The organism is Hydrocarboniclastica marina, assembly GCF_004851605.1.
Classification (GTDB): domain Bacteria; phylum Pseudomonadota; class Gammaproteobacteria; order Pseudomonadales; family Oleiphilaceae; genus Hydrocarboniclastica; species Hydrocarboniclastica marina.
In genome coordinates this window covers 822,752-843,539 of sequence record NZ_CP031093.1, presented here as the reverse complement: position 1 = coordinate 843,539, position 20,788 = coordinate 822,752, and the positions used below count along the sequence as shown (strand labels likewise).

18 protein-coding genes, 2 rRNA genes and 1 other RNA gene are annotated in these 20,788 nt (G+C 55.8%); 3 read left to right on the top strand and 18 right to left on the bottom strand.

What is annotated here, in order from left to right; all coding sequences use genetic code 11:
• Positions 1–4: 4 nt before the first annotated feature.
• From rsmH to rsmI, 4 genes are all read right to left on the bottom strand, one after another.
• Positions 5–949, bottom strand: a complete 945-nt coding sequence (rsmH, locus tag soil367_RS03840) for a 16S rRNA (cytosine(1402)-N(4))-methyltransferase RsmH (protein ID WP_425459974.1) — start codon at positions 947–949, stop codon at positions 5–7.
• Complete coding sequence (gene mraZ, locus soil367_RS03835) at positions 949–1,398, bottom strand: division/cell wall cluster transcriptional repressor MraZ (protein ID WP_136547052.1); 450 nt, start codon at positions 1,396–1,398, stop codon at positions 949–951. The genes rsmH and mraZ overlap by 1 nt, the downstream gene beginning before the upstream one ends.
• Positions 1,399–1,762: 364 nt before the next feature.
• Positions 1,763–2,121, bottom strand: an RNA gene (gene rnpB, locus soil367_RS03830) — RNase P RNA component class A.
• 38 nt (positions 2,122–2,159) lie between these two features.
• Complete coding sequence (gene rsmI, locus soil367_RS03825) at positions 2,160–3,041, bottom strand: 16S rRNA (cytidine(1402)-2'-O)-methyltransferase (RefSeq protein ID WP_136547050.1); 882 nt, start codon at positions 3,039–3,041, stop codon at positions 2,160–2,162.
• 186 nt (positions 3,042–3,227) lie between these two features.
• On the opposite strand from rsmI, the gene soil367_RS03820 reads away from it, so the two are divergent.
• From soil367_RS03820 to soil367_RS03810, 3 genes are read left to right on the top strand one after another with little or no spacing between them, the layout of a single operon-like run.
• Positions 3,228–5,078, top strand: a complete 1,851-nt coding sequence (locus tag soil367_RS03820; protein ID WP_136547048.1) for a penicillin-binding protein activator — start codon at positions 3,228–3,230, stop codon at positions 5,076–5,078.
• Between the two features lie 20 nt (positions 5,079–5,098).
• Positions 5,099–5,473: a YraN family protein gene (locus tag soil367_RS03815; RefSeq protein WP_172962256.1), complete on the top strand. Its 375-nt coding sequence runs from the start codon at positions 5,099–5,101 to the stop codon at positions 5,471–5,473.
• An 18-nt stretch (positions 5,474–5,491) separates the two neighbouring features.
• Positions 5,492–6,085 carry a D-sedoheptulose-7-phosphate isomerase gene (locus soil367_RS03810; RefSeq protein WP_246065506.1) on the top strand — a complete coding sequence of 198 codons (594 nt, stop codon included), beginning with the start codon at positions 5,492–5,494 and terminating at the stop codon, positions 6,083–6,085.
• Positions 6,086–6,338: 253 nt separating this feature from the next.
• Here the strand turns inward: soil367_RS03810 and soil367_RS03805 are convergent, their stop codons facing one another.
• The 14 genes from soil367_RS03805 to soil367_RS03740 form a co-directional block, all read right to left on the bottom strand.
• Positions 6,339–6,761 (bottom strand): ClpXP protease specificity-enhancing factor, encoded by a 423-nt coding sequence (locus tag soil367_RS03805; RefSeq protein WP_136550506.1) that lies wholly within the window; start codon positions 6,759–6,761, stop codon positions 6,339–6,341.
• Between the two features lie 120 nt (positions 6,762–6,881).
• Positions 6,882–7,511 (bottom strand): glutathione S-transferase N-terminal domain-containing protein, encoded by a 630-nt coding sequence (locus soil367_RS03800; RefSeq protein ID WP_136547045.1) that lies wholly within the window; start codon positions 7,509–7,511, stop codon positions 6,882–6,884.
• Positions 7,512–7,614: 103 nt separating this feature from the next.
• The gene (locus soil367_RS03795) at positions 7,615–8,370 is read right to left on the bottom strand and encodes a cytochrome c1 (RefSeq protein WP_136547043.1); all 756 of its coding nucleotides are present in this window, start codon (positions 8,368–8,370) and stop codon (positions 7,615–7,617) included.
• The gene (locus soil367_RS03790; RefSeq protein ID WP_216642807.1) at positions 8,370–9,605 is read right to left on the bottom strand and encodes a cytochrome b; all 1,236 of its coding nucleotides are present in this window, start codon (positions 9,603–9,605) and stop codon (positions 8,370–8,372) included. Before soil367_RS03790 ends, soil367_RS03795 begins: the two co-directional genes overlap by 1 nt.
• Positions 9,602–10,186: a ubiquinol-cytochrome c reductase iron-sulfur subunit gene (gene petA / locus soil367_RS03785; RefSeq protein ID WP_136547039.1), complete on the bottom strand. Its 585-nt coding sequence runs from the start codon at positions 10,184–10,186 to the stop codon at positions 9,602–9,604. The genes soil367_RS03790 and petA overlap by 4 nt, the downstream gene beginning before the upstream one ends.
• Before the next feature lie 492 nt (positions 10,187–10,678).
• The gene (gene rpsI / locus soil367_RS03780; protein WP_136547037.1) at positions 10,679–11,071 is read right to left on the bottom strand and encodes a 30S ribosomal protein S9; all 393 of its coding nucleotides are present in this window, start codon (positions 11,069–11,071) and stop codon (positions 10,679–10,681) included.
• A gap of 12 nt (positions 11,072–11,083) precedes the next feature.
• Complete coding sequence (rplM, locus tag soil367_RS03775; protein WP_136547035.1) at positions 11,084–11,512, bottom strand: 50S ribosomal protein L13; 429 nt, start codon at positions 11,510–11,512, stop codon at positions 11,084–11,086.
• A 214-nt stretch (positions 11,513–11,726) separates the two neighbouring features.
• Positions 11,727–12,491 (bottom strand): TatD family hydrolase, encoded by a 765-nt coding sequence (locus soil367_RS03770; protein WP_136547033.1) that lies wholly within the window; start codon positions 12,489–12,491, stop codon positions 11,727–11,729.
• A gap of 40 nt (positions 12,492–12,531) precedes the next feature.
• Positions 12,532–14,112: a peptide chain release factor 3 gene (gene prfC / locus soil367_RS03765; protein WP_136547031.1), complete on the bottom strand. Its 1,581-nt coding sequence runs from the start codon at positions 14,110–14,112 to the stop codon at positions 12,532–12,534.
• 248 nt (positions 14,113–14,360) lie between these two features.
• The gene (locus soil367_RS03760) at positions 14,361–15,662 is read right to left on the bottom strand and encodes an IS1380 family transposase (RefSeq protein ID WP_136545945.1); all 1,302 of its coding nucleotides are present in this window, start codon (positions 15,660–15,662) and stop codon (positions 14,361–14,363) included.
• Positions 15,663–15,758: 96 nt separating this feature from the next.
• Positions 15,759–16,244 (bottom strand): ribosomal protein S18-alanine N-acetyltransferase, encoded by a 486-nt coding sequence (rimI, locus tag soil367_RS19170; RefSeq protein ID WP_425459962.1) that lies wholly within the window; start codon positions 16,242–16,244, stop codon positions 15,759–15,761.
• 1 nt (position 16,245) lies between these two features.
• Positions 16,246–16,893: a hypothetical protein gene (locus soil367_RS03750; RefSeq protein ID WP_136547028.1), complete on the bottom strand. Its 648-nt coding sequence runs from the start codon at positions 16,891–16,893 to the stop codon at positions 16,246–16,248.
• Between the two features lie 378 nt (positions 16,894–17,271).
• Positions 17,272–17,387, bottom strand: a 5S ribosomal RNA gene (gene rrf, locus soil367_RS03745).
• 132 nt (positions 17,388–17,519) lie between these two features.
• Positions 17,520–20,411: ribosomal RNA gene (locus soil367_RS03740) — 23S ribosomal RNA — on the bottom strand.
• Positions 20,412–20,788 lie beyond the last annotated feature (377 nt).

Genomic DNA, 20,788 nt, shown 5'->3' with positions numbered 1-20,788 from the left:
CCTGTTACTCTTTAGCCGCGCTTACGCGCTCCAGCGTTCGCATGATTGCGCTGCGAGATCGCACATTGACCGCAAGTTCCGGCCCAGAGGCCTTCACGGCCTTGCCCACAAGCCGAAAATCAGGCTCAAAATCTACCGCCCTCACAGGTAAGCCTTTAGGCAGCACCGGCGGTTGCGAACGCGAGCGCATGAAGCGCTTGACGCGCCTGTCCTCAAGGGAGTGAAAGCTTATGACGACTAGCCTCCCCTTTAATGCCAGCCTTTCAGCGCAAGCCGTCAACGCCTCATCCAGATCTTCCAGTTCTCTGTTCAGGTGGATCCTGATGGCCTGAAAGCTTCGGGTGGCCGGGTGCTTATGTTTTTCCTTGCGCGGCACAGCCTCGCTGATCAGGTTGGCCAACTCTCCGGTTGTGCTTATGGCCCCCTCCACGCGGGCCTCTACCAGGCGCCGGGCGATACGTCGGGAGAATTTCTCTTCGCCGTATTCCCAGATCACCCGGGCTATTTCCTGCTCCGGGGTGACGGCAAGCCATTGACTGGCACTAAGCCCCGCATCCGGATCCATACGCATGTCGAGTGGTCCGTCCCGCATGAAGCTGAATCCGCGTTCCGGGTCATCCAGCTGAGGCGATGAAACACCCAGATCAAGCAGGACGCCATCAATGCATGACCAGCCCGCAGCGTCTATGTGCGCTCCTATGTTGGCGAAGGAGCCGCGCTGAACCCGAACCCGTGGATCGCTAGCGGCAAGAAGCTCGGCCTCTTTTATCGCCTCGGGATCCTTATCGATCACCAGCAAGCGTCCCTCGCTATTGAGCCGATCCAGAATCAGCCTGCTGTGCCCGCCGCGGCCGAAAGTACCATCGACGTAAACCCCACCTGGAGCAGTGACTAGAGCCGACACTGCTTCCTCAAGCAAGACGGTCTGGTGAGTGTGCGCGGCGGGTATCACAGAGAAAGATTCGCCATCTCAGCAGGCATCTCGTCATCGCCGTCATCGTCTTCCAGCCACCGCATCCACTGCTCTTCGCTCCAGAGCTCCAGCTTTTTACCCTGCCCGATAAGCTGAAGTTTCTTTTCAAAACCAGCGTATTCCCGCAGCGGCGGGGGCACCAAAACCCGGCCTGAACTATCGAGCTCCAAAGGCGTGGCGAAGCCGATAAGCAATCTCTGTGTTCGCCGTGCCACTTTGTTCATGTTGGGCAGCGCCTGGACCTGGGGCAGAACCTCCAGCCATTGAGGCTCAGGATAGATGACGAGACAGCGCTCTTTTGTATGCGCCGTCAACACGACACGACCGCCGCAACTGGCTTCCAGGTCCTCGCGTACGCGAGTCGGAATAGCCAGGCGACCTTTCGTATCCATGTTGAGGGCATGAGCGCCGAGAAAATCTGTCATTCAGACGGTCCAGTTGGCGATGAAAGCCGGATGCAACTCGCCACATCTTCCCACTCGGCGCATCCAAACTCCACTAAAAACCACTTTGTTCCACATAACGCCACTTTTCGACACTATAGGAACACACCGGATGCAATGCAAGCCGGGCCTGAGCCGCAAGCTAAACTAAATTTTGTTAGGAAACATAGAGTTAAGAAAGGCGGCGCGCGAAGATCGCGAAATCGGGGACAATAACTACATGAAAATCAGTTTACTAAAAGGCGTATCTAGAGTTTGGATGAGGTTTAAGAATGTTTAGTTATAAAGCGGAGGAAAAGCTTGAAATTGCGCAAAGCAGGGCTACAACCCTGCTTTGCAAAAGAAAAGATTGAGCTCGCCTATAAGCCGGGTTCTGTCTAAAGCAGTCATTCATCTGGGATCCGCGTCACCGCGAACCTCAAGCAACCTACCCGGGTCCAGTGCGGGCCGCACCATAGGACCCCTATTTGGTCTTGCTCCGAGTGGGGTTTACCATCGCCGTGAACTGTTGCCAGTCACGCGGTGCGCTCTTACCGCACCGTTTCACCCTTACCGGCTATGGCTACAGGAGCCATAGCTTAGGCGGTCTACTTTCTGCTGCACTTTCCGTCGGCTCGCGCCGCCCAGGCGTTACCTGGCACTCTGCCCTGTGGAGCCCGGACTTTCCTCCATTCCCAAGGGAACAGCGACTGCCCAGCGAGCTCAGCGGCAAGATTACTGCGCCCAGACGCCAACGGCAACCGTTAATCTCCCAGGCTCTCTCGCTGAATCGTAAGTGCCCGCTGATACAACGCGTTACGTGGCTGACCGCTGAGGTCAGCCACCACGCGCACAGCGGTTTTCACCGGCAACTCCTGTAGTAGACGACGCATTAGCCGATCGGTATCCAACAACGTCTCTTCAGAGTTCACCTGTTCTGCAGCGCCACCCACCACCAGTACCAGCTCGCCACGACTCACGTTAGGGTCTGCAAGCGCAATCGCCTGAAGACGACCCAGCGAAACGGCGTACAGGGTTTCGAAGGCCTTCGTAAGCTCTCGAGCCAGCACCACAGGTCGCTCCGGCCCAAAAACGCTGACCAACACGTCTATGGTTGCCATCAGTCGATGAGGCGATTCATAGAACACCAGAGTCCGCGCCTCGTCTTCCAGAGCCTCAAGCCGAGATCGCCGAGCTGCCGCCTTGGCAGGTAAAAACCCTTCGAATACGAAGCGGTCGGTGGGGAGCCCTGACACACACAGGGCCGCTATCGCAGCGCAGGCACCCGGTATTGGCAGAACCCGCAGGCCGCGCTCATGCGCGCGCCGGACCACGATATATCCCGGATCAGAAATCAGCGGCGTACCGGCATCCGACACAAGCGCTACATTCTCCCCCGCCTCTACGCGGTCCAGTAGAGTTTCAACCTGGGCGCGTTCGTTGTGATCGTGCAGTGCAAACATGGACTTGCTCAGCCCCAGGTGCTGCAAAAGCCGGCCGGTATGGCGTGTATCTTCCGCCGCTACCAAGTCAGCCTGTTTCAGCGCAGCCACTGCTCTTTCTGTGATATCGCCAAGATTGCCAATAGGCGTGGCAACGACGGCGAGACTGCCTGTCTCCTGCGGGGGTATTTTTTCAGTCGCCATGCCTGCTCAGCCCTAACCTGATAGAATTCCGGCCATGATGCCGACGTCGCGTTTCTACCACAACATTTACTACAGAGATCCGCAGGGTAAAGCCACGACGCTGCGGATTCGGCATGTTGTCATACCGTCCCGCGACCGTTAATTTGTCCGGCACCGTTTCAGCCTGTTCATTACGTTGAGAATCCCATGCCCCGACTTCCACGTTTCGCTCCAAAGTCGATAGCTGCCCTGCTTGTCTTGCTTCTGGCGGGCTGCGGCGCACTGAGCACCGACCCGGCCACCCAGACTGAAGCGCCGCGACCCGACCAGCTTGTTGAGGACGCCAGACGTGCCGAGAATGCACAGGAGCGAAGCCGGCTACTGCTTAAAGCTGCGGATGCCTATCAAATCCGCGGCGACCATGAAACTGCTCGACAGCTCCTGTTGCAGCTGGGCTCAGTTCCCCAGCTCGAAAAAGCCAACCAGGACCAGTGGTTTCTTCTATCAATGCGGGGCATCGTCGACACCGCAAACAAGCGCTGGGCCAGACACCTTGTCCAGAGCCTGCCTGTCACCCAGTTCTCCGACTACCCCGACCTGGAACTTCAGCGGCGTGCAGCAGAGCTACAGGCAGAGGTTTTCGCCCTCGCTGACCAGCCGCTTGAGGAAGCACAAACGCTCATCTATGCAGCTCCCCTTCTCGAAGATGCACACGAACATCGCAACCGTATCTGGCGGAGTCTTGCCAGTGCCCCGCTAAAAGACATTGAAGCGCTATCTCAACGGGCCGAAGACTTCGACCTTCAGGGGTGGCTTGAACTGACTCTGGCATTGCGCGGGCCTGCTCTTTCGCTTGAGGATCAAAGCGGACTGATCCGTCAATGGCAAGCCCGGTGGAGGGCACACCCTGCAGCGTCACAGCTGCCTGACGAGCTGGAGCTGCTGGCCGCGCTGCCCGATCAACGTCCCGCGAGCGTCGCCCTGGCGTTACCGTTAAGCGGGCCGCTTGCGAACGCCGGCAAAGCGGTACGCGAGGGCTTCCTGGCTGCGTACTACCAAGACGAAAGCCAGCAGGCGACCTCAGTGGAACTTATCGATACCCACGACCGCGATTTCAGTAGCGTCTATGCGGAGCTTCTTGAACGTAACCCCGACCTTGTCGTTGGCCCCCTTCGCAAGTCGGACCTTGCCAGCCTGGATCAGTCGCAGCGACTACCCGTCCCTGTACTCGCGCTGAACTACCTGGAGTCTCAGGCAGACGCTCCGGCACCTGCAGAGAACCTCTATCAGTTCGGCCTTTCGCCTGATGATGAAGCCCGCGAGATCGCCCAGCGCCTGAATGAGAAAGGCTATGCCAATGTAGCCCTGTTTGCCCCTGGCACCGATTGGGGGCTGCGCTTGTCAGAGAAGTTTCAGGACGAGCATAGCCGCCTCGGCGGCAGAGTGATTGCTGAGCAACATTTTCAGGCACAGCAAAGCCTCCGAGAGGTCGTCGCCACCGCGTTCGGCATCAACGAGAGCCGCAATCGGGCCATTCGGGTAGAGGAAACGATTGGGATGGACGTTGAGTTCGAGCCCCGGCGTCGACAGGATATTGATGCAGTGGTCCTGCTGGCCGACCCTGCACGGGCCCGCCAGCTCAAACCCATGTTCGCCTTCTATTACGGAGGATCACTACCGGTGTTTGGCTCTTCGGTCATTTATGAAGGCTCCCCTGACCCGGTGCGCGACGCTGACCTTGAAAATATTCAGTTCACCGATCTCCCCTGGATACTGGAGCGTCCTGTACTACCGCTTAGAAGTTCACTGCAGAAAACCTTTCCATCCCTGGCCGGCCAATACGACAGGCTATTCGCACTCGGGGCCGACGCCTATCTGCTGAGCTCTCGCCTGCCTCTTCTCGAAGGTATTCCTGACAGTACACTTGAGGGTTACACCGGCTTGTTGACCATGACCGAGAATCGTGAGGTGAGGCGGCAGCAGGGATGGGCAGTTTTCGAAAGGGGTGCGCCGAGGCAGTTTGAGAACGAACTTCCGGCCCAGTCCGAGCAGCTTTAACAGGCCGAGGATGAACGTCAATGTCACGGAAGATCGACCGACAAAAGCTGGGGCAGGACAATGAAGCACTGGCAGAACGCTATCTGTTGAAGCAGGGGATGACCATTCAGGCGCGCAATTACCGATGCAAAGCTGGAGAAATAGACCTGATAGCCAGGCACGGAGACACCCTGGTATTCGTGGAAGTCCGCTACCGCGGCAATAGCAGCTTTGCTAGCGGCGAAGAATCAGTCACACGCAGTAAACAGCGCCGCCTTATTCGCGCCGCGCAACACTACCTCTTATATACTCGGCTCGATTGCCCGTGCCGGTTTGATGTACTTGCGATTAACCAGACGCTGCTGGGACGATCCAGAGTCCACTGGATCGACAACGCGTTTGACGCGTCCGCATAACACGAGCACATCGCCATAGTGATTAATGACAACGCTGACTACATAACGCGCCACTTCGCCGAGCACATGGAAGCTGTTGCGCAGAGCGCAGGCGCCATTACCCCGGCTCTGAGCCAAGCTGCCGAGCTGCTGGTCGAAACGTTACTGGGGGACGGTCGCATTCTCGCCTGCGGCAACGGTACCGCCAACACGCTCGCTCAGTACTTCTGTACGTGCCTCCTCAATAGGTACGAACACGACCGGCCGGCGTTACCTGCGATAAACCTGGGAAGCGATGCCACGACGTTTGCCGCGATCTGCCGAGACAGTCGATTTAACGAAACGTTCTCCCGACAGATAAGGGGCCTGGGCAAGGATGGAGACATCCTGTTCGTCGTCTCAGATGATGGAAACCGGGCCAATCTGATCCAGGCAATCCAGGCAGCGCATGAACGGCAGATGCTTGTTATTGCGGTTACAGCCGGAGAAGACAGGGACTTATCGGCACTGCTTAGCAACAGGGATACTGAGATCTGCCTGCCCCACCTGAGCCCCGGTATGACAAGCGAGGTGGTACTGGTCGTACTTAATAGCTTGTGCGGGCTGGTGGAAAAACTGCTTTTCGGCAATTAGGAGAACGGTTTTTTCTGAGCCGAAGATCAGGCCGAGTGCTGGCCCGAGCCAGCCTGGGGCAGTCAGCCAGCTTCTGCTTTGGATTACGGAAAGAAGAGCGACCCACCACCTGAGTCGCACCACAATATGAGCCGCGTGTTCTAATCTGCACGGGCCCCTGGTCTCGTGAGAACCAATACTTTTCCCGGCTCATAGACACTTTTCCCGGCTCATAGCCAAACCTCTGCGCGTCTTGCGCGCAGCACGTCCAGCTCTACTTCACGACTTTCAGCTTTGGCTTGCCACTGCCTCGGGTGCCCTGCTCCGATCCAGCGCTCTCTTTACCCGTCGCTGTTCCCGCCGGGCCCGAGTCAGGGTCTGGATCGCCTGGCTCTTGCCCAAAAACCATCCCCTGTCCGTTTTCCTTCGCATAGATTGCCAGTACGGCGTTCATGGGCACGTACACTTGCATCGGTACGCCCCCAAAGCGCGCACTGAATTGCAGGGCTTCATTTTCGAGGGAAAGCCCTCTGACAGCAGACGGGCTGATGTTCAGTACGATTTGGCCATTCGCGACAAAATCGCTCGGCACATGGACGCCCGCCATACCCGCGTCAACAACAACGTGAGGGGTAGCATTGTTATCAAGAATCCAATCGCTGAGTGCTCTCACGAGGTAGGGACGACTCGAGCGCATACCCGACAGCTTGGAACTCATGACACCTCCAGCGAAAACGGATCAGAACGGCGGACCAATAGCACGAGCCTCCCTGCCGTCTTGCTAAGCTCAGACAGCGCTACTCGAGCAGGAGCTAAATTAGTTAGCCATGTCCTCTTCAGTATCAGAAAGGCTTGCCTTGAACCCATCCCGCTCAAATATGCGTTCCATGTATTTGTAGATCGGCTTGGCCTGCTTCTCCGGAAGGTCAACACCGAGATGAGTCAGCCGCCAAAGGATCGGCGCTACACAACAGTCAACGATGGTGAACTCTTCATTCAGGAAGAAAGGGGCGTCATCGAAAAGCGGAACAGCTGCAAGAAGACCTTCTCTCAGTTCTTTGCGGGCGCTGTCGGCATCCTTGCTATTGGGCGCGAGCTGAATTCGATCCACCAGCGTGCACCAGTCACGCCCTATTCTGTACATCATCAGGCGGCTCTGCGCTCGAGCAACCGGGTACACCGGCAGGAGTGGAGGATGAGGGAAACGCTCATCCAGATACTCCATCATGATGTTCGGTTCAAAGAGCACAAGGTCTCTATCGACCAGGGTCGGCAACTGATTGTAGGGATTAACATCCGCCAGATCTTTTGGCGGGTTATCCGGGTCGACATCAACCACATCGACGGTCACACCCTTTTCTGCCAGCACAATACGCACACGATGGCTGTAATGGCTGGTCGGATCTGAGAAGAATGTCATTGATGACCGCTTGGTCACAACGCCCATGGCAGCACTCCGGAATTGGTCAGACGGGACGGCAAGTTATAAAAGCATAACGGGCAGCCTGGGCCACCCGCTAAACTCGAGAGGAGAGATTATACCCGATTTCTCAATGCACGTCTTTCCAGTACTCTCTGTTGAGCAGGTACGCAAACACGAAGAAAATCGCAATAAAAATAAGAACGTATATCCCCAACTCTTTGCGAACTACCTGAGCCGGTTCGCCGACGTAGACCAGGAAGTTGGTGAGGTCGAACATCGCGCGATCAAACTCCGCCGGATCCATGCTGCCCTCGAACACCCACTCACCACATACTGTGCCATTCTTGACGTTGCCGCTGAGCGGATCCATGGACGGCCGTGAGCCTATTTTAGGTTCTTCCGCACATAGTCCCTGCAGCTTATCCAGAACATGGGGCATGCCAACATTTGGGAAGACCACGTTATTTACGCCCATTGGGCGGGTCTCGTCCTGATAAAAACCACGCAGGTAGGAATATATCCAGTCGGCACCGCGCAGCCGCGCTTCAAGGGTAAGATCGGGGGGCGCCTGACCGAACCAGTTGCCCGCCTGCTCTTTCGGCATGGCGATCTTCATCAGGTCGCCTACGCCTTGGTCGTTGAAGATCAGGTTTTCAGCGTAGAGCTCGACCGGAATCTCAAGGTATTCCTGAATGTGCTTGTGACGCATGTACTCCATGGAGTGACATCCGAGACAATAGTTGGTGAACAAGGCAGCGCCACGCTGCAGTGATTCCTTGTCACTCAGTGCCGGACTGATGTCATCCAGCGGATGGGAAGTCGATGCCCCCATAGCCAGAGTTGGCAGCACAGCCAGGGCCAAAAACAGAAGTAGCTTTTTCATTAGCCTGTCACCCTCTCCGGTACCTGTTTTGTTTTTTCCATGCTGGTGAATACCGGCATCAGGATGAAGTAGCCGAAGTACAGCGCGGTACATAAGGGGGCCAGCCAGGATGGCTGGGCACCCGGCGCCAAAACGCCGCACACGCCCAGTATCACAAACACTATAGCGAACACTACTATGCCAATTTTGCTGGCCCAGCCTTTGTATCGAAGCGCTTTCACACGACTGCGATCCAGCCAGGGCAAAACAAACAACACGGCTATAGCAGCGCCCATGACCACAACACCCCAGAACTTCGCGGATAACCCGAACAGATCCACGGTTACAGCCCGGAGCATGGCGTAGAACGGCGTGAAGTACCAGACAGGTGCGATGTGCTCCGGTGTTTTCAGCGAGTTAGCCGGCTCAAAGTTTGGCTTTTCAAGGAAATAGCCGCCCATTTCGGGGAAGAAAAACACGATGATACAGAAGACAAAAAGAAACACAGCTACGCCCAGGAGGTCATGCACCGTGTAATAGGGATGGAACGGAATGCCATCACGCGGAATGCCATTCTCATCCTTGTGTTTTTTGATATCCACACCAAGCGGGTTATTGGAGCCAACTTCATGCAAGGCCAGAATATGCAGAACCACAAGCGCCACAAGCACCAGAGGCAGGGCAATGACGTGGAGAGCGAAGAATCGGTTCAGGGTGATTCCGGAAATCAGGTAGTCGCCCCGGATCCAGAGTGAAAGGTCCTCACCGATCACGGGTATTGCACCGAACAGGTTGACGATTACCTGCGCACCCCAATAGGACATCTGGCCCCAGGGCAGCAAATAGCCCATGAATGCTTCGGCCATGAGTACCAGATAGATCGCCATACCGAAGATCCAGACCAACTCCCGGGGCTTCTGGTAGGAACCATAGAGCATGCCGCGGAACATGTGCAGATAGACAACGGCGAAAAAGGCAGATGCACCGGTAGAGTGCAGATAGCGCAGCAGCCAGCCCCATTCCACGTCGCGCATAATGTACTCGACCGAGGCAAACGCGCCCTCTGCAGAGGGGTTATAGCTCATGGTCAACCAGATCCCGGTGACCAGCTGGTTCACCAGAACAAGAAGCGCAAGGGAGCCGAAGAAGTACCAGAAATTGAAGTTCTTCGGAGCGTAGTACTTGCTCATGTGTTTTTCGAAGGCATTGATGACCGGCAGGCGATCGTCAATCCAGTTAAGGAGCTTGGACATTATGCTTCCTCCGGATCTTCGCCCACCACGAGGGTTGTCTCACCCTCGTAGCGGTTTGGCGGCACTTCAAGGTTCATTGGCGCGGGCTGATTGTTATATACCCGGCCTGCCAGGTCATACTTGGTCCCATGGCAGGGGCAAAAGAAGCCACCAAGCCACTCATCGCCCAGATCTGCCGGGGCTACTTCCGGGCGGTACGAAGGGACACAACCCAGATGGGTACAGATCCCAACGTAAACGCCAATTTCCCGTCTTAGTGACCGGTACTCATCCTCAATGTATTCAGGCGCGTTTTCGGCAAAATCGTGCACAGTATCGCTGAGCTTCGGAATACTGTTGTTCATCTCTTCGCCTCGGCGAACGATCCACACCGGCATGCCACGCCAGCTCACAGTAATCTGTTGCCCGACCTCGAGCTTGCTCACGTCGACCCGCACCGGCGCACCGGCCGCCTCCGCCTTGGCACTTGGCTGCCAGGAGGCAACGAACGGCACCGCCACCCCCACCATGCCTATGCCACCCACAACCGACGTAGCGCCGATCAGGAAGCGGCGGCGGCCTTGGTTCACGTCGCCATTATTCATATCGGATTTTCTCCCATCAGGACAGCGCGGAGGTAATAGCCAATCGCGCACTGGAACAGACTTCAGGAACTTCGTTTATTAAATTTTGTCTTTCAGCCAGACCAAGGCGATTGCCCCGGCTGCCAGTCAGAGTGGCTATAAAGCCACCATGCAACAGAATGATCCCGGCATTACCTCAACAGCTTGCAGCAAACAGCACGAGCAGCTCTCTGTAGACTAAATAATGCGTTAGCACCATGTCGCCTTGGAAGGCGCTCCGCACAGGGTGGCACAAGCACTATCAGTAGTGTAGCGAGAGCGACGGAATATTCGGACTACTCTTCTGTACGAGCACGGAAAAGCGGACCAAATGGTAATGAAATTGCCCTTGGCTTACAAGTAAAGGCTTTGAGTTATAGCCTTTCTGAAGCAGTGCGCTACCTGGGTCCAGCCAATAAACAAAAAACCCGACACAATGGTCGGGTCTTCCTGGCACTCGCGTACGGGTGGTGCTTAACGCTTGGAGTACTGTGGACGCTTGCGGGCTTTCCGCAAACCGACCTTTTTCCTCTCGACTTCGCGGTCATCACGCGTGACGTAGCCAGCTTTCCGAAGGGAAGGACGAAGAGTCTCGTCGTAGTCCATCAGGGCTCGCGTCAAACCGTGACGAATAGCACCCGCCTGCCCACTGGAACCGCCTCCGCGTACCGTGACCTTGATGTCGAAGCGACGCTCTGCATCCGCCACAACCAAAGGCTGACGAACAATCATTCTGAGCGTCTCGCGACCAAAAAACTTGTCCAGACCATGCCCATTGATAGAGATGTTACCGCTACCCGGGGTTATAAATACCCGAGCGGTTGAGTTTTTGCGACGGCCAGTGCCGTAATTCTGTGCTGCTGCCATATCCGCCTTCCGTTAAATGTCCAGTTCTTTGGGCTGTTGTGCTGTATGAGGATGCGCTGTTCCAGCGTACACTTTCAGCTTTTTGAACATAGCCCGACCCAGGGGGCCACGCGGCAGCATGCCTTTGACCGCATGCTCGATTACCCGCTCCGGCTTGCTCTCGATCAACTGCTCAAAGGTAGCTGACCGGATACCACCTGGAAAACCGGTATGGCGGTAATATGTCTTGTTACGGGCCTTCTTGCCCGTCACACGGATCTTCTCGGCATTCAGGACTACGATGTAGTCACCCGTATCCACGTGGGGCGTAAATTCCGGCTTATGCTTGCCCCGCAGACGATGGGCGATTTCCGTAGAGAGACGGCCAAGCGTCTTGCCCGCTGCGTCGACCACGTACCAGTCGCGCTTTACGGTTTCTGGTTTCGCACTTAAAGTCTTCATCGTTCTCGCCTTTAAAAACAGTAAATACTCCCGCAGACCTGCCTATAAGGCCAGAATCCGGAGGAGGAAGTCGGTGGTTACAAGGAGGCGACAACCGGGGCTGGTATCGTCGGGCTCCATTGCAAGCCAGGGCGCGAATTCTACTCGATTCTAATTCCCGTGCCAACCCTAACGCGTCGTCCCGGGGAAAACTAACTGTTCGAATCAACGTACCCTAGAAACGGAAGAAGCGACGGGCGTTTGAATTAAGCGCATCCGCCAGAACGCCAGGGGATTCGGACCTTAAGTCGCATAGTGCTTTAAACACGCGCCCGAGATTTAGCGGGCTGTTGTGCCCCTTCTCAACCCCTTCCGGCGGCATATCTGGAGCGTCGGTCTCTAGCACCAGGCTTTCAAGCGGTGCCTCCGCAATCGCCGCCCGTGATTTGCGGGCGCGCTCGTAGGTGATCACCCCACCTACACCCAAGAGAACACCTTTGGATGTCATCTGGGAGGCTTGCTCCGGACTGCCGGCGAAAGCATGGATGAGCACGCCGGCCCTGATGTTTTGCCGATCGAGCGCTTTCATCATCGGCTCATGAGTTCGCACTGAGTGAACGACAAGGGGCCACTCGCGCTGGCACGCAATCTCCACTTGAGCCTCGAATAGCGGAAGCTGCTGCTCAACGTCACCGAAGATCCGATCAAGCCCACACTCTCCGAGCGCCACACAATCTGATGCAATCAGCATGCGGTCCAACTCAGCAATGTCGGCGTCGTCATGCTCCTCCACGTACCAGGGGTGAATGCCCAAGCAGGGGCTGAGTCTTCGGTCCCGTGCGGCAACCTCGAGCACCCGGCTCCAATCCTCGCGCCGCACCCCCGGAATGACTATTCGCTCTATACCGGCCGACTGCATTTCATCCAGAATTTTCTGAACCTCCCCTTCGAACACTGGAAAGTCCAGATGACAGTGCGCGTCAATAAGCGAATAGTTCATTTTTGGCCTCCCTGCCAAGCATTGCATCTAAAAGAATCGACTAACGTTCCTTTGTTTTATGGAACTGAACCTCAGGATGCCTTTCCATAGCAAGCTGTAGATTCACCATCGTGGGTGCGATGTATGCAAGATTATCACTGCCGTCCAGCGCCACGTTATCGTAGCACTTGCTCTGAAATGCCTCTAATACCCTGGGATCCTCAGCGGTCACCCAGCGCGCTGTCGCTACATTGATCGGCTCGTACAGTGCATCAACCTTGTATTCACTTCTCAGGCGCGCGACCACTACATCAAACTGCAACACGCCGACTGCACCGACTATAAGGTCATTGTTTCGCAGGGGCCTGAAAACCTGAACAGCGCCTTCTTCTGAAAGCTGGAGCAGCCCTTTTTGCAACTGCTTGGCCTTTAGCGGGTCTTTCAGACGAATGCGGCGGAACAGCTCAGGAGCAAAATTGGGTATACCGGTAAACCGAAAGCTGGGCCCGCCAGTAAAGGTATCTCCCAGCTGGATCGTGCCGTGATTATGTAGCCCAATGATATCCCCGGCAAAAGCCTCTTCTGCGCGTTCACGATCGCCCGCCATAAATGTCAGGGCGTCCGCAACCCGTACCTCTTTACCCAACCGCACGTGACGCAGTTTCATGCCTTGCTCATAACGGCCCGAGACGATTCGCATGAACGCGATCCGGTCGCGGTGATTTGGGTCCATGTTTGCCTGTATCTTGAAAACGAATCCCGAGAAAGTTTCGTCGAAAGGAGAAACAATGCCTGACTCGGTCTCTCTGGGCTTCGGCGTGGGCGCCCACTCAACCAGACCGTCCAACATGTGGTCTACCCCGAAATTCCCTAAGGCGGTGCCGAAAAATACAGGGGTTAACCGACCCTCAAGAAATGCGTCAAGGTCGAACTCGTGCGACGCGCCTTTGACAAGCTCCACCTCTTCCCTCAAGTCATCCGCCCACGCGCCCAGCACCGCATTCAACTCGGGATTGTCGAGTCCGGCAATACGGCGGACCTCCTGGATCCTGTCACCTTGACCCGAACGGTACAGGATGACTTCGTCCCGCAGGAGGTGGTACACACCTTTGAAGTTCTTACCCATACCGATAGGCCAGGTGATCGGGGCGCAAGCGATCTTAAGAACCTCCTCTACCTCATCCATGACCTCAACCGGGTCCCGAACATCTCGATCGAGCTTGTTCATGAAAGTCAGAATGGGCGTATCGCGGAGGCGCGTCACTTCCATCAACTTTACGGTTCTCTCCTCCACCCCTTTGGCCGCATCGATTACCATGAGACAGCTGTCCACAGCGGTAAGCGTACGGTAAGTATCCTCCGAGAAGTCTTCGTGACCAGGAGTGTCGAGAAGGTTTACCAAGGCGTCAGCGTAAGGAAACTGCATAACGGACGTTGTAACGGAAATGCCCCGCTCTTTCTCCATTTCCATCCAGTCGGACTTCGCGTGCTGCCCCGACTTCTTCCCTTTTACCGTCCCGGCGCGCTGCAATGCATGGCCAAAAAGCAGCACCTTTTCAGTAATTGTTGTTTTGCCGGCATCTGGGTGGGAAATAATGGCAAAGGTACGGCGCTTGCCAACCTCTTGCGCGATTGAACTCATTCGAATGCCCGTAATGTAAAAGTGAATGGATCTTGGGGCGAAATTATATCAGTCAGCCCTGGAAGCACATAACGTGCAACAGCCTAACCCGGATTTCTCATAGTAGTCCCTGATGGGCGGATGCCTGAGGATATCCCGGTTTTCGGTGTCTCGTCCGGGGTTTTTTGATCAGATATTAATCAATTCCTGATGTGCAGACACAATTCCCCCTTTCCCCCATTACTGACGGGCCGGGGGAGCCCGCTGATCTAGGTGGGCACCAGCCGCTGAACCAGGGCTGATAATTCTGTCTTATACGGATAGCTATCACTCATCAACACCCGGATTCGGCGGGTATTGCGGATGATCACAGCGCCGACCTTGATCAGTTTCAACCGCAGGGTGCCAGCGCTCATGCGCTCGAAGGGCGTGCTTTTCAGATGCACCCGCAGACGCTCGAATAGGGTGTAGGCAAAGCCGGAGAGTATCAGCCGCCACTGATTGGTCCACCATTGGGTACTCGATGTGCGGTCGGCAAACAGATCCAGCTGCTGATCCTTGATCCGGTTTTCCATGTCACCGCGGGCGCAATACTGTTCGTAGTAGAGCTTGAACCCCTCGTCGTAGCGGGAGCTGATGACGAAGCGGGGATTCGGACCCTGGGGGCCGTATTCCAGGCGGGCGACGACCAGCCGTTCCTGCTGCCAGCTTCGGGCCTTGTAGTTAAAGCGGAACGTAACGGCCAGCTTGTCGCCGGTGGCTTCATGATATTCCTGGACCTTGTCCATGGCGGGTGCCGCCAGGGTTTCCAGCCGCGTATTGCGCGCCATGCCCACGATGTAATCCACCTGGTTGTGGTCACACCAGGCCAGGATTCGGGGCTTGCAGAAGTGGGAATCACCCCGGAACACAATGCGGGTTTCTGACCAGTAGCGCCGGATAAACCGCACCAATAGGGCTAGAATGGCCCAGCTGTGCCGGGCATCACCCCGATTACTGGTGCGCAGATAGCTCACCAGCAGGTGCCGTCCGCAGAAGACATACAGCGGGAAGTAGCAGTGGTGATCGTAGTACCGGTTGAAGAACTTGCCCGGCTGGTCGCCGTGCACCGGAATATCCGTGCCGTCGAAATCCAGCACGATTTCCTTTGGCGGCTTGTCGTGCTGCTCAATGAAATGATGCCAGAGCAGCTCATGGGCCTTCACGATGGTTTGCCGGTCCACGGCCTGTTCCATTCGGCAGAGCGTGGACTTGCCGGCCAGGACGGAGACCTCACCCGTGGCGGATTGCAGCGCCTGATCAAAGCGTAGCGCTTCATGGTCATTCAGGTCTTCGTATCCGCCGGCCACGCCGTAGACCCGTTGCCGGACCATGGTATCGAGTTGGTGACGAACCATCGTGGAATCCCGCTGATCGACCAGAGTCTCGGCCAGTCGCTGGGTTAACTGGTGTTGCTTATCGACTTCGCGTAATAACAACAAGCCAGCATCGGAGGTGATGTGGCCTCCGGAGAAATCGGCTTCAATCTGACGGCGGAACAGTGGCGAGAAGGTCAGCTTTTCGGGTACCATTTTGGATGCGGCTTCTGGTGGTTCGTTTTTGGTGTAAGGTCCTGAAATGTTACCACTTTAAGCCGCTTTTTCCTTCCTCCTCATGAGAAATCCGGGCTAAGGCGAGTGGTGAAGATTCAGCGACATAACCTGTGCGTCTTCTCTTCCATTCCCGGCCGGGTAATAGTCTTTGCGGTACCCAATAGTCGCAAACCCTTCATTTACGTAAAGCGCAATGGCGGCGCGATTGGATGCCCGGACTTCCAGGAGCATACACCGTGCAGAGGCTGCCTGAGCCTGCGCTACTGCATAGCGGAGTAGCCGGCGCCCTAACCCAGCCCCTTGAAAGGAGCGGTGAATGCACAGATTCAGTAAGTGCAGTTCATCATATTGTCGCGCCAAGATGGCAAAGCCATGCAATTCGCCTCCGCTCCATAAGCCCCAGCAGTCGTAGCCTGGCTTGAAACAGTCTTTGAATACCGTTTCGGTCCACGGAAATGCATGCCCGCTTCGCTCTATAGAAAGGATAGAACCCAGGTCATGCAAAGACAGCTCACCGAAATGGCATTGCTCTTCTGGAATGGTGACATACGGCGCACGCATCTCATCGCCTTATCTGGTGGCTGATCGCGCTTTCAGAGATGGCATGCCAGAGCTCCCGCTTCGCGCTACCTGAACAAGCGAGCTCAGCCAGACTCAACTCATACAGAACACGGGCTCCAAGACCACTGGTGCTGTCACGGTCAAGCGAACCAAAGATGGCTCCCATCTCGGGTCCGATTCCCAACCACGGTCGTGAAGCAAAGGGATGCAGCCGGGCTGAGAGCAGTCGTTCTAACCCTGAATCGTCGGCGCCGGGCACTCGCCGATTTGCAAACACGGGCCATGACACCGACTGCACTGCATCACTCCCGCTCCAGCACTTCAATAACTGGCAAATGGCAGCGAACAACGCATCCTGCGTTGCCGAGGAAACTCCATCACCAAGCGATGCGATGACCACCAGATCTTCTGTAGAGACAATACGAAGATCGACTTGCAGAGAAGCTTCCGTAACAGGAACTGGCGACACCGGTTTTACTGGCAGTGCGCTTTCAGAGCGGAGTCCTGCAACTCGAGATGAAACAGGCCCGACCGCGTCGCCAGCCCCATTCTCTTTAACGACCGTCGCGGGACGGGCTTCAGGCAGCACCTGCTGCGGGGGGTCGATTTTTTTTAAGCTGGCCGGGCTCTGGTCGCCAACAAAGACCATGTCGGCAGAGGGTGCCGCCCCGGGCTGAGGCGTCCGGGCATACCAGAGAGTTATGCCGCACTGTTGCAGATAATACTGACGCAGAGCTTCATTCATAATCAGGTGAACATGGTGGATTGGCCCCTATTGTACCGTATCAAGGGTCGACCGTCCGGCCTGAACAGCAATCACTCTGCGCGGCAGGGCACGGTAAGAGATTCAAAAATAGCTGGCAGAGGGCCCCCGTCCTGGCCTGCGCTCTAACCAATTTGAGCAGGCAAGACAAAGGCGAGCGCTGCAGGGCGCAGCTGGCGTCAGGCGTGATCCGGGCCCGGGGTATTAAACGGCGGGCATAAAAAAGCCCCCGGTACAGCTGTACCGGGGGCTTTGGGTTTAGGCGCCTGACGATGACCTACTCTCACATGGGGGATCCCCACACTACCATTGGCGCTGAGTGGTTTCACTGCTGAGTTCGGAAAGGGATCAGGTGGTTCCCGCTCGCTATGGTCGTCAGGCAAACTGTTACGCGGTGCGGTGTTGTGCACGGTGCGTGTTTGATTGATCACTGGGAAGGCGAGATAGAACGCGTGAGGGACTCACGTCGATCGATAATCAAGGTTACCCGGCCAAGTTGGCTTGGGTGTTATATAGTCAAGCCGCACGAGTCATTAGTATCGGTTAGCTCAACGCCTTGCAGCGCTTACACACCCGACCTATCAACGTCCTGGTCTTGGACGGCTCTTCAGGGACCTCGAGGGTCCAGGGAGATCTCATCTTGAAGGGGGCTTCCCGCTTAGATGCTTTCAGCGGTTATCCTGTCCGAACATAGCTACCGGGCAATGCCACTGGCGTGACAACCCGAACACCAGAGGTTCGTCCACTCCGGTCCTCTCGTACTAGGAGCAGCTCTTCTCAAATCTCCAACGTCCACGGCAGATAGGGACCGAACTGTCTCACGACGTTCTAAACCCAGCTCGCGTACCACTTTAAATGGCGAACAGCCATACCCTTGGGACCGGCTTCAGCCCCAGGATGTGATGAGCCGACATCGAGGTGCCAAACACCGCCGTCGATGTGAACTCTTGGGCGGTATCAGCCTGTTATCCCCGGAGTACCTTTTATCCGTTGAGCGATGGCCCTTCCATACAGAACCACCGGATCACTATGACCTACTTTCGTACCTGCTCGACGTGTCTGTCTCGCAGTCAAGCGGGCTTGTGCCATTACACTAACCGCACGATGTCCGACCGTGCTTAGCCCACCTTTGTGCTCCTCCGTTACGCTTTAGGAGGAGACCGCCCCAGTCAAACTACCCACCACACAGTGTCCTCGCCCCGGATAACGGGGCTAAGTTAGAACCTCAAACAGTTCAGGCTGGTATTTCAAGGTTGGCTCCACGATGACTGGCGTCACCGCTTCAAAGCCTCCCAGCTATCCTACACAAAACGGCTCAAAGTTCACTGTGAAGCTATAGTAAAGGTTCACGGGGTCTTTCCGTCTAGCCGCGGATACACCGCATCTTCACGGCGATTTCAATTTCACTGAGTCTCGGGTAGAGACAGCGCCCCCATCGTTACGCCATTCGTGCAGGTCGGAACTTACCCGACAAGGAATTTCGCTACCTTAGGACCGTTATAGTTACGGCCGCCGTTTACCGGGGCTTCGATCAAGAGCTTCGCCGAAGCTAACCCCATCAATTAACCTTCCGGCACCGGGCAGGCGTCACACCGTATACGTCCTCTTACGAGTTTGCACAGTGCTGTGTTTTTAATAAACAGTCGCAGGGGCCTGGTATCTTCGACCGGCTTCCGCTCCACCCGCAGGGGCTTCACGTAATACCGGCGTGCCTTCTCCCGAAGTTACGGCACCATTTTGCCTAGTTCCTTTACCCGAGTTTTCTCAAGCGCCTTGGTATTCTCTACCTGACCACCTGTGTCGGTTTGGGGTACGGTTCTTTTATACCTGAAGCTTAGAGGCTTTTCCTGGAAGCAGGGCATCAATCACTTCGCGCCCTGAAAGGGCACTCGTATTCGCATCTCAGCATTATGGGACCGGATTTGCCTAATCCCACTGCCTACGTGCTTGAACCGGGATATCCAACACCCGGCTGACCTAGCCTTCTCCGTCCCCTCATCGCAGTATAAAAAAGTACGGGAATATTAACCCGTTTCCCATCGACTACACCTTTCGGTCTCGCCTTAGGGGCCGACTTACCCTGCGCCGATTAACGTTGCGCAGGAAACCTTGGTCTTCCGGCGTGCGGGTTTTTCACCCGCATTATCGTTACTCATGTCAGCATTCGCACTTCTGATATCTCCAGCAAGCTTCTCAACTCACCTTCGCAGACTTACAGAACGCTCCCCTACCACCCGTACAGAGTACGGATCCGCAGCTTCGGTGCCTAGTTTGAGCCCCGTTACATCTTCCGCGCAGGCCGACTCGACTAGTGAGCTATTACGCTTTCCTTAAAGGATGGCTGCTTCTAAGCCAACCTCCTAGCTGTCTGTGCCTTCCCACATCGTTTCCCACTTAACTAGAACTTTGGGACCTTAGCTGGCGGTCTGGGTTGTTTCCCTCTTCACGACGGACGTTAGCACCCGCCGTGTGTCTCCCATGATTGCACTTCTCGGTATTCGGAGTTTGCATCGGGTTGGTAAGTCGAGATGACCCCCTAGCCGAAACAGTGCTCTACCCCCGAGAGTGAGACATGAGGCGCTACCTAAATAGCTTTCGGGGAGAACCAGCTATCTCCGGGCTTGATTAGCCTTTCACTCCGATCCACAAGTCATCCCCTGGCTTTTCAACGACAGTGGGTTCGGTCCTCCAGTGCGTGTTACCGCACCTTCAACCTGCTCATGGATAGATCGCCCGGTTTCGGGTCTATACCTAGCGACTGATTCGCCCTATTCAGACTCGGTTTCCCTACGGCTCCCCTATACGGTTAACCTCGCCACTAAGCATAAGTCGCTGACCCATTATACAAAAGGTACGCCGTCACCGAACAAGTCGGCTCCGACTGCTTGTACGCACACGGTTTCAGGGTCTATTTCACTCCCCTCACAGGGGTTCTTTTCGCCTTTCCCTCACGGTACTGGTTCACTATCGGTCAGTCAGGAGTATTTAGCCTTGGAGGATGGTCCCCCCATGTTCAGACAAGGTTTCTCGTGCCCCGTCCTACTCGATTTCACTAGACTCAGGTTTCGGATACGGGGCTATCACCCACTATGGCGGCTCTTTCCAGGGCCTTCTCCTACCAGTTGTCTAGCTTAAGGGCTAGTCCCCGTTCGCTCGCCGCTACTTAGGGAATCTCGGTTGATTTCTTTTCCTTCGGGTACTTAGATGTTTCAGTTCCCCGAGTTCGCCTCTTACGCCTATGTATTCAGCGCAAGATACCTGGCCGAAACCAGGTGGGTTTCCCCATTCGGACATCTCCGGATCAAAGCTTGTTTGCCAGCTCCCCGAAGCTTTTCGCAGGCTACAACGTCCTTCATCGCCTCTGACTGCCAAGGCATCCACCGTGTGCGCTTGATTGCTTGACTATATAACCCCAAACCAACTTTTTGACCGTCGCCTGAGGCTGTCATGCTGCGTTGCAGTCTTCGTTCGCTCGGTCACATACCAATGTATGCTCCCTCGCTCGCTCAGCCTGCGCCTTGCCTGACAACCTCATGCTTGATCAAAACCGCGGGTGTCCTTTTGTGCTCACCCACCGTCGACTCAAGATTGCAATCCAACGATATTACACCGGATAACGCTTGATTATCTCTCGAACACCGTAACCCTGGTGTCACCCAAAAAGCCGAAGCTTCTCGCCTGACGCATCGGTTACGATGCCTTCTATCTCGCCACATTGTTAAAGAGCAACTGATCCCAGTGATCAGAAATCAGGCCAGAACGCTCTGGACTCATTTCTGTG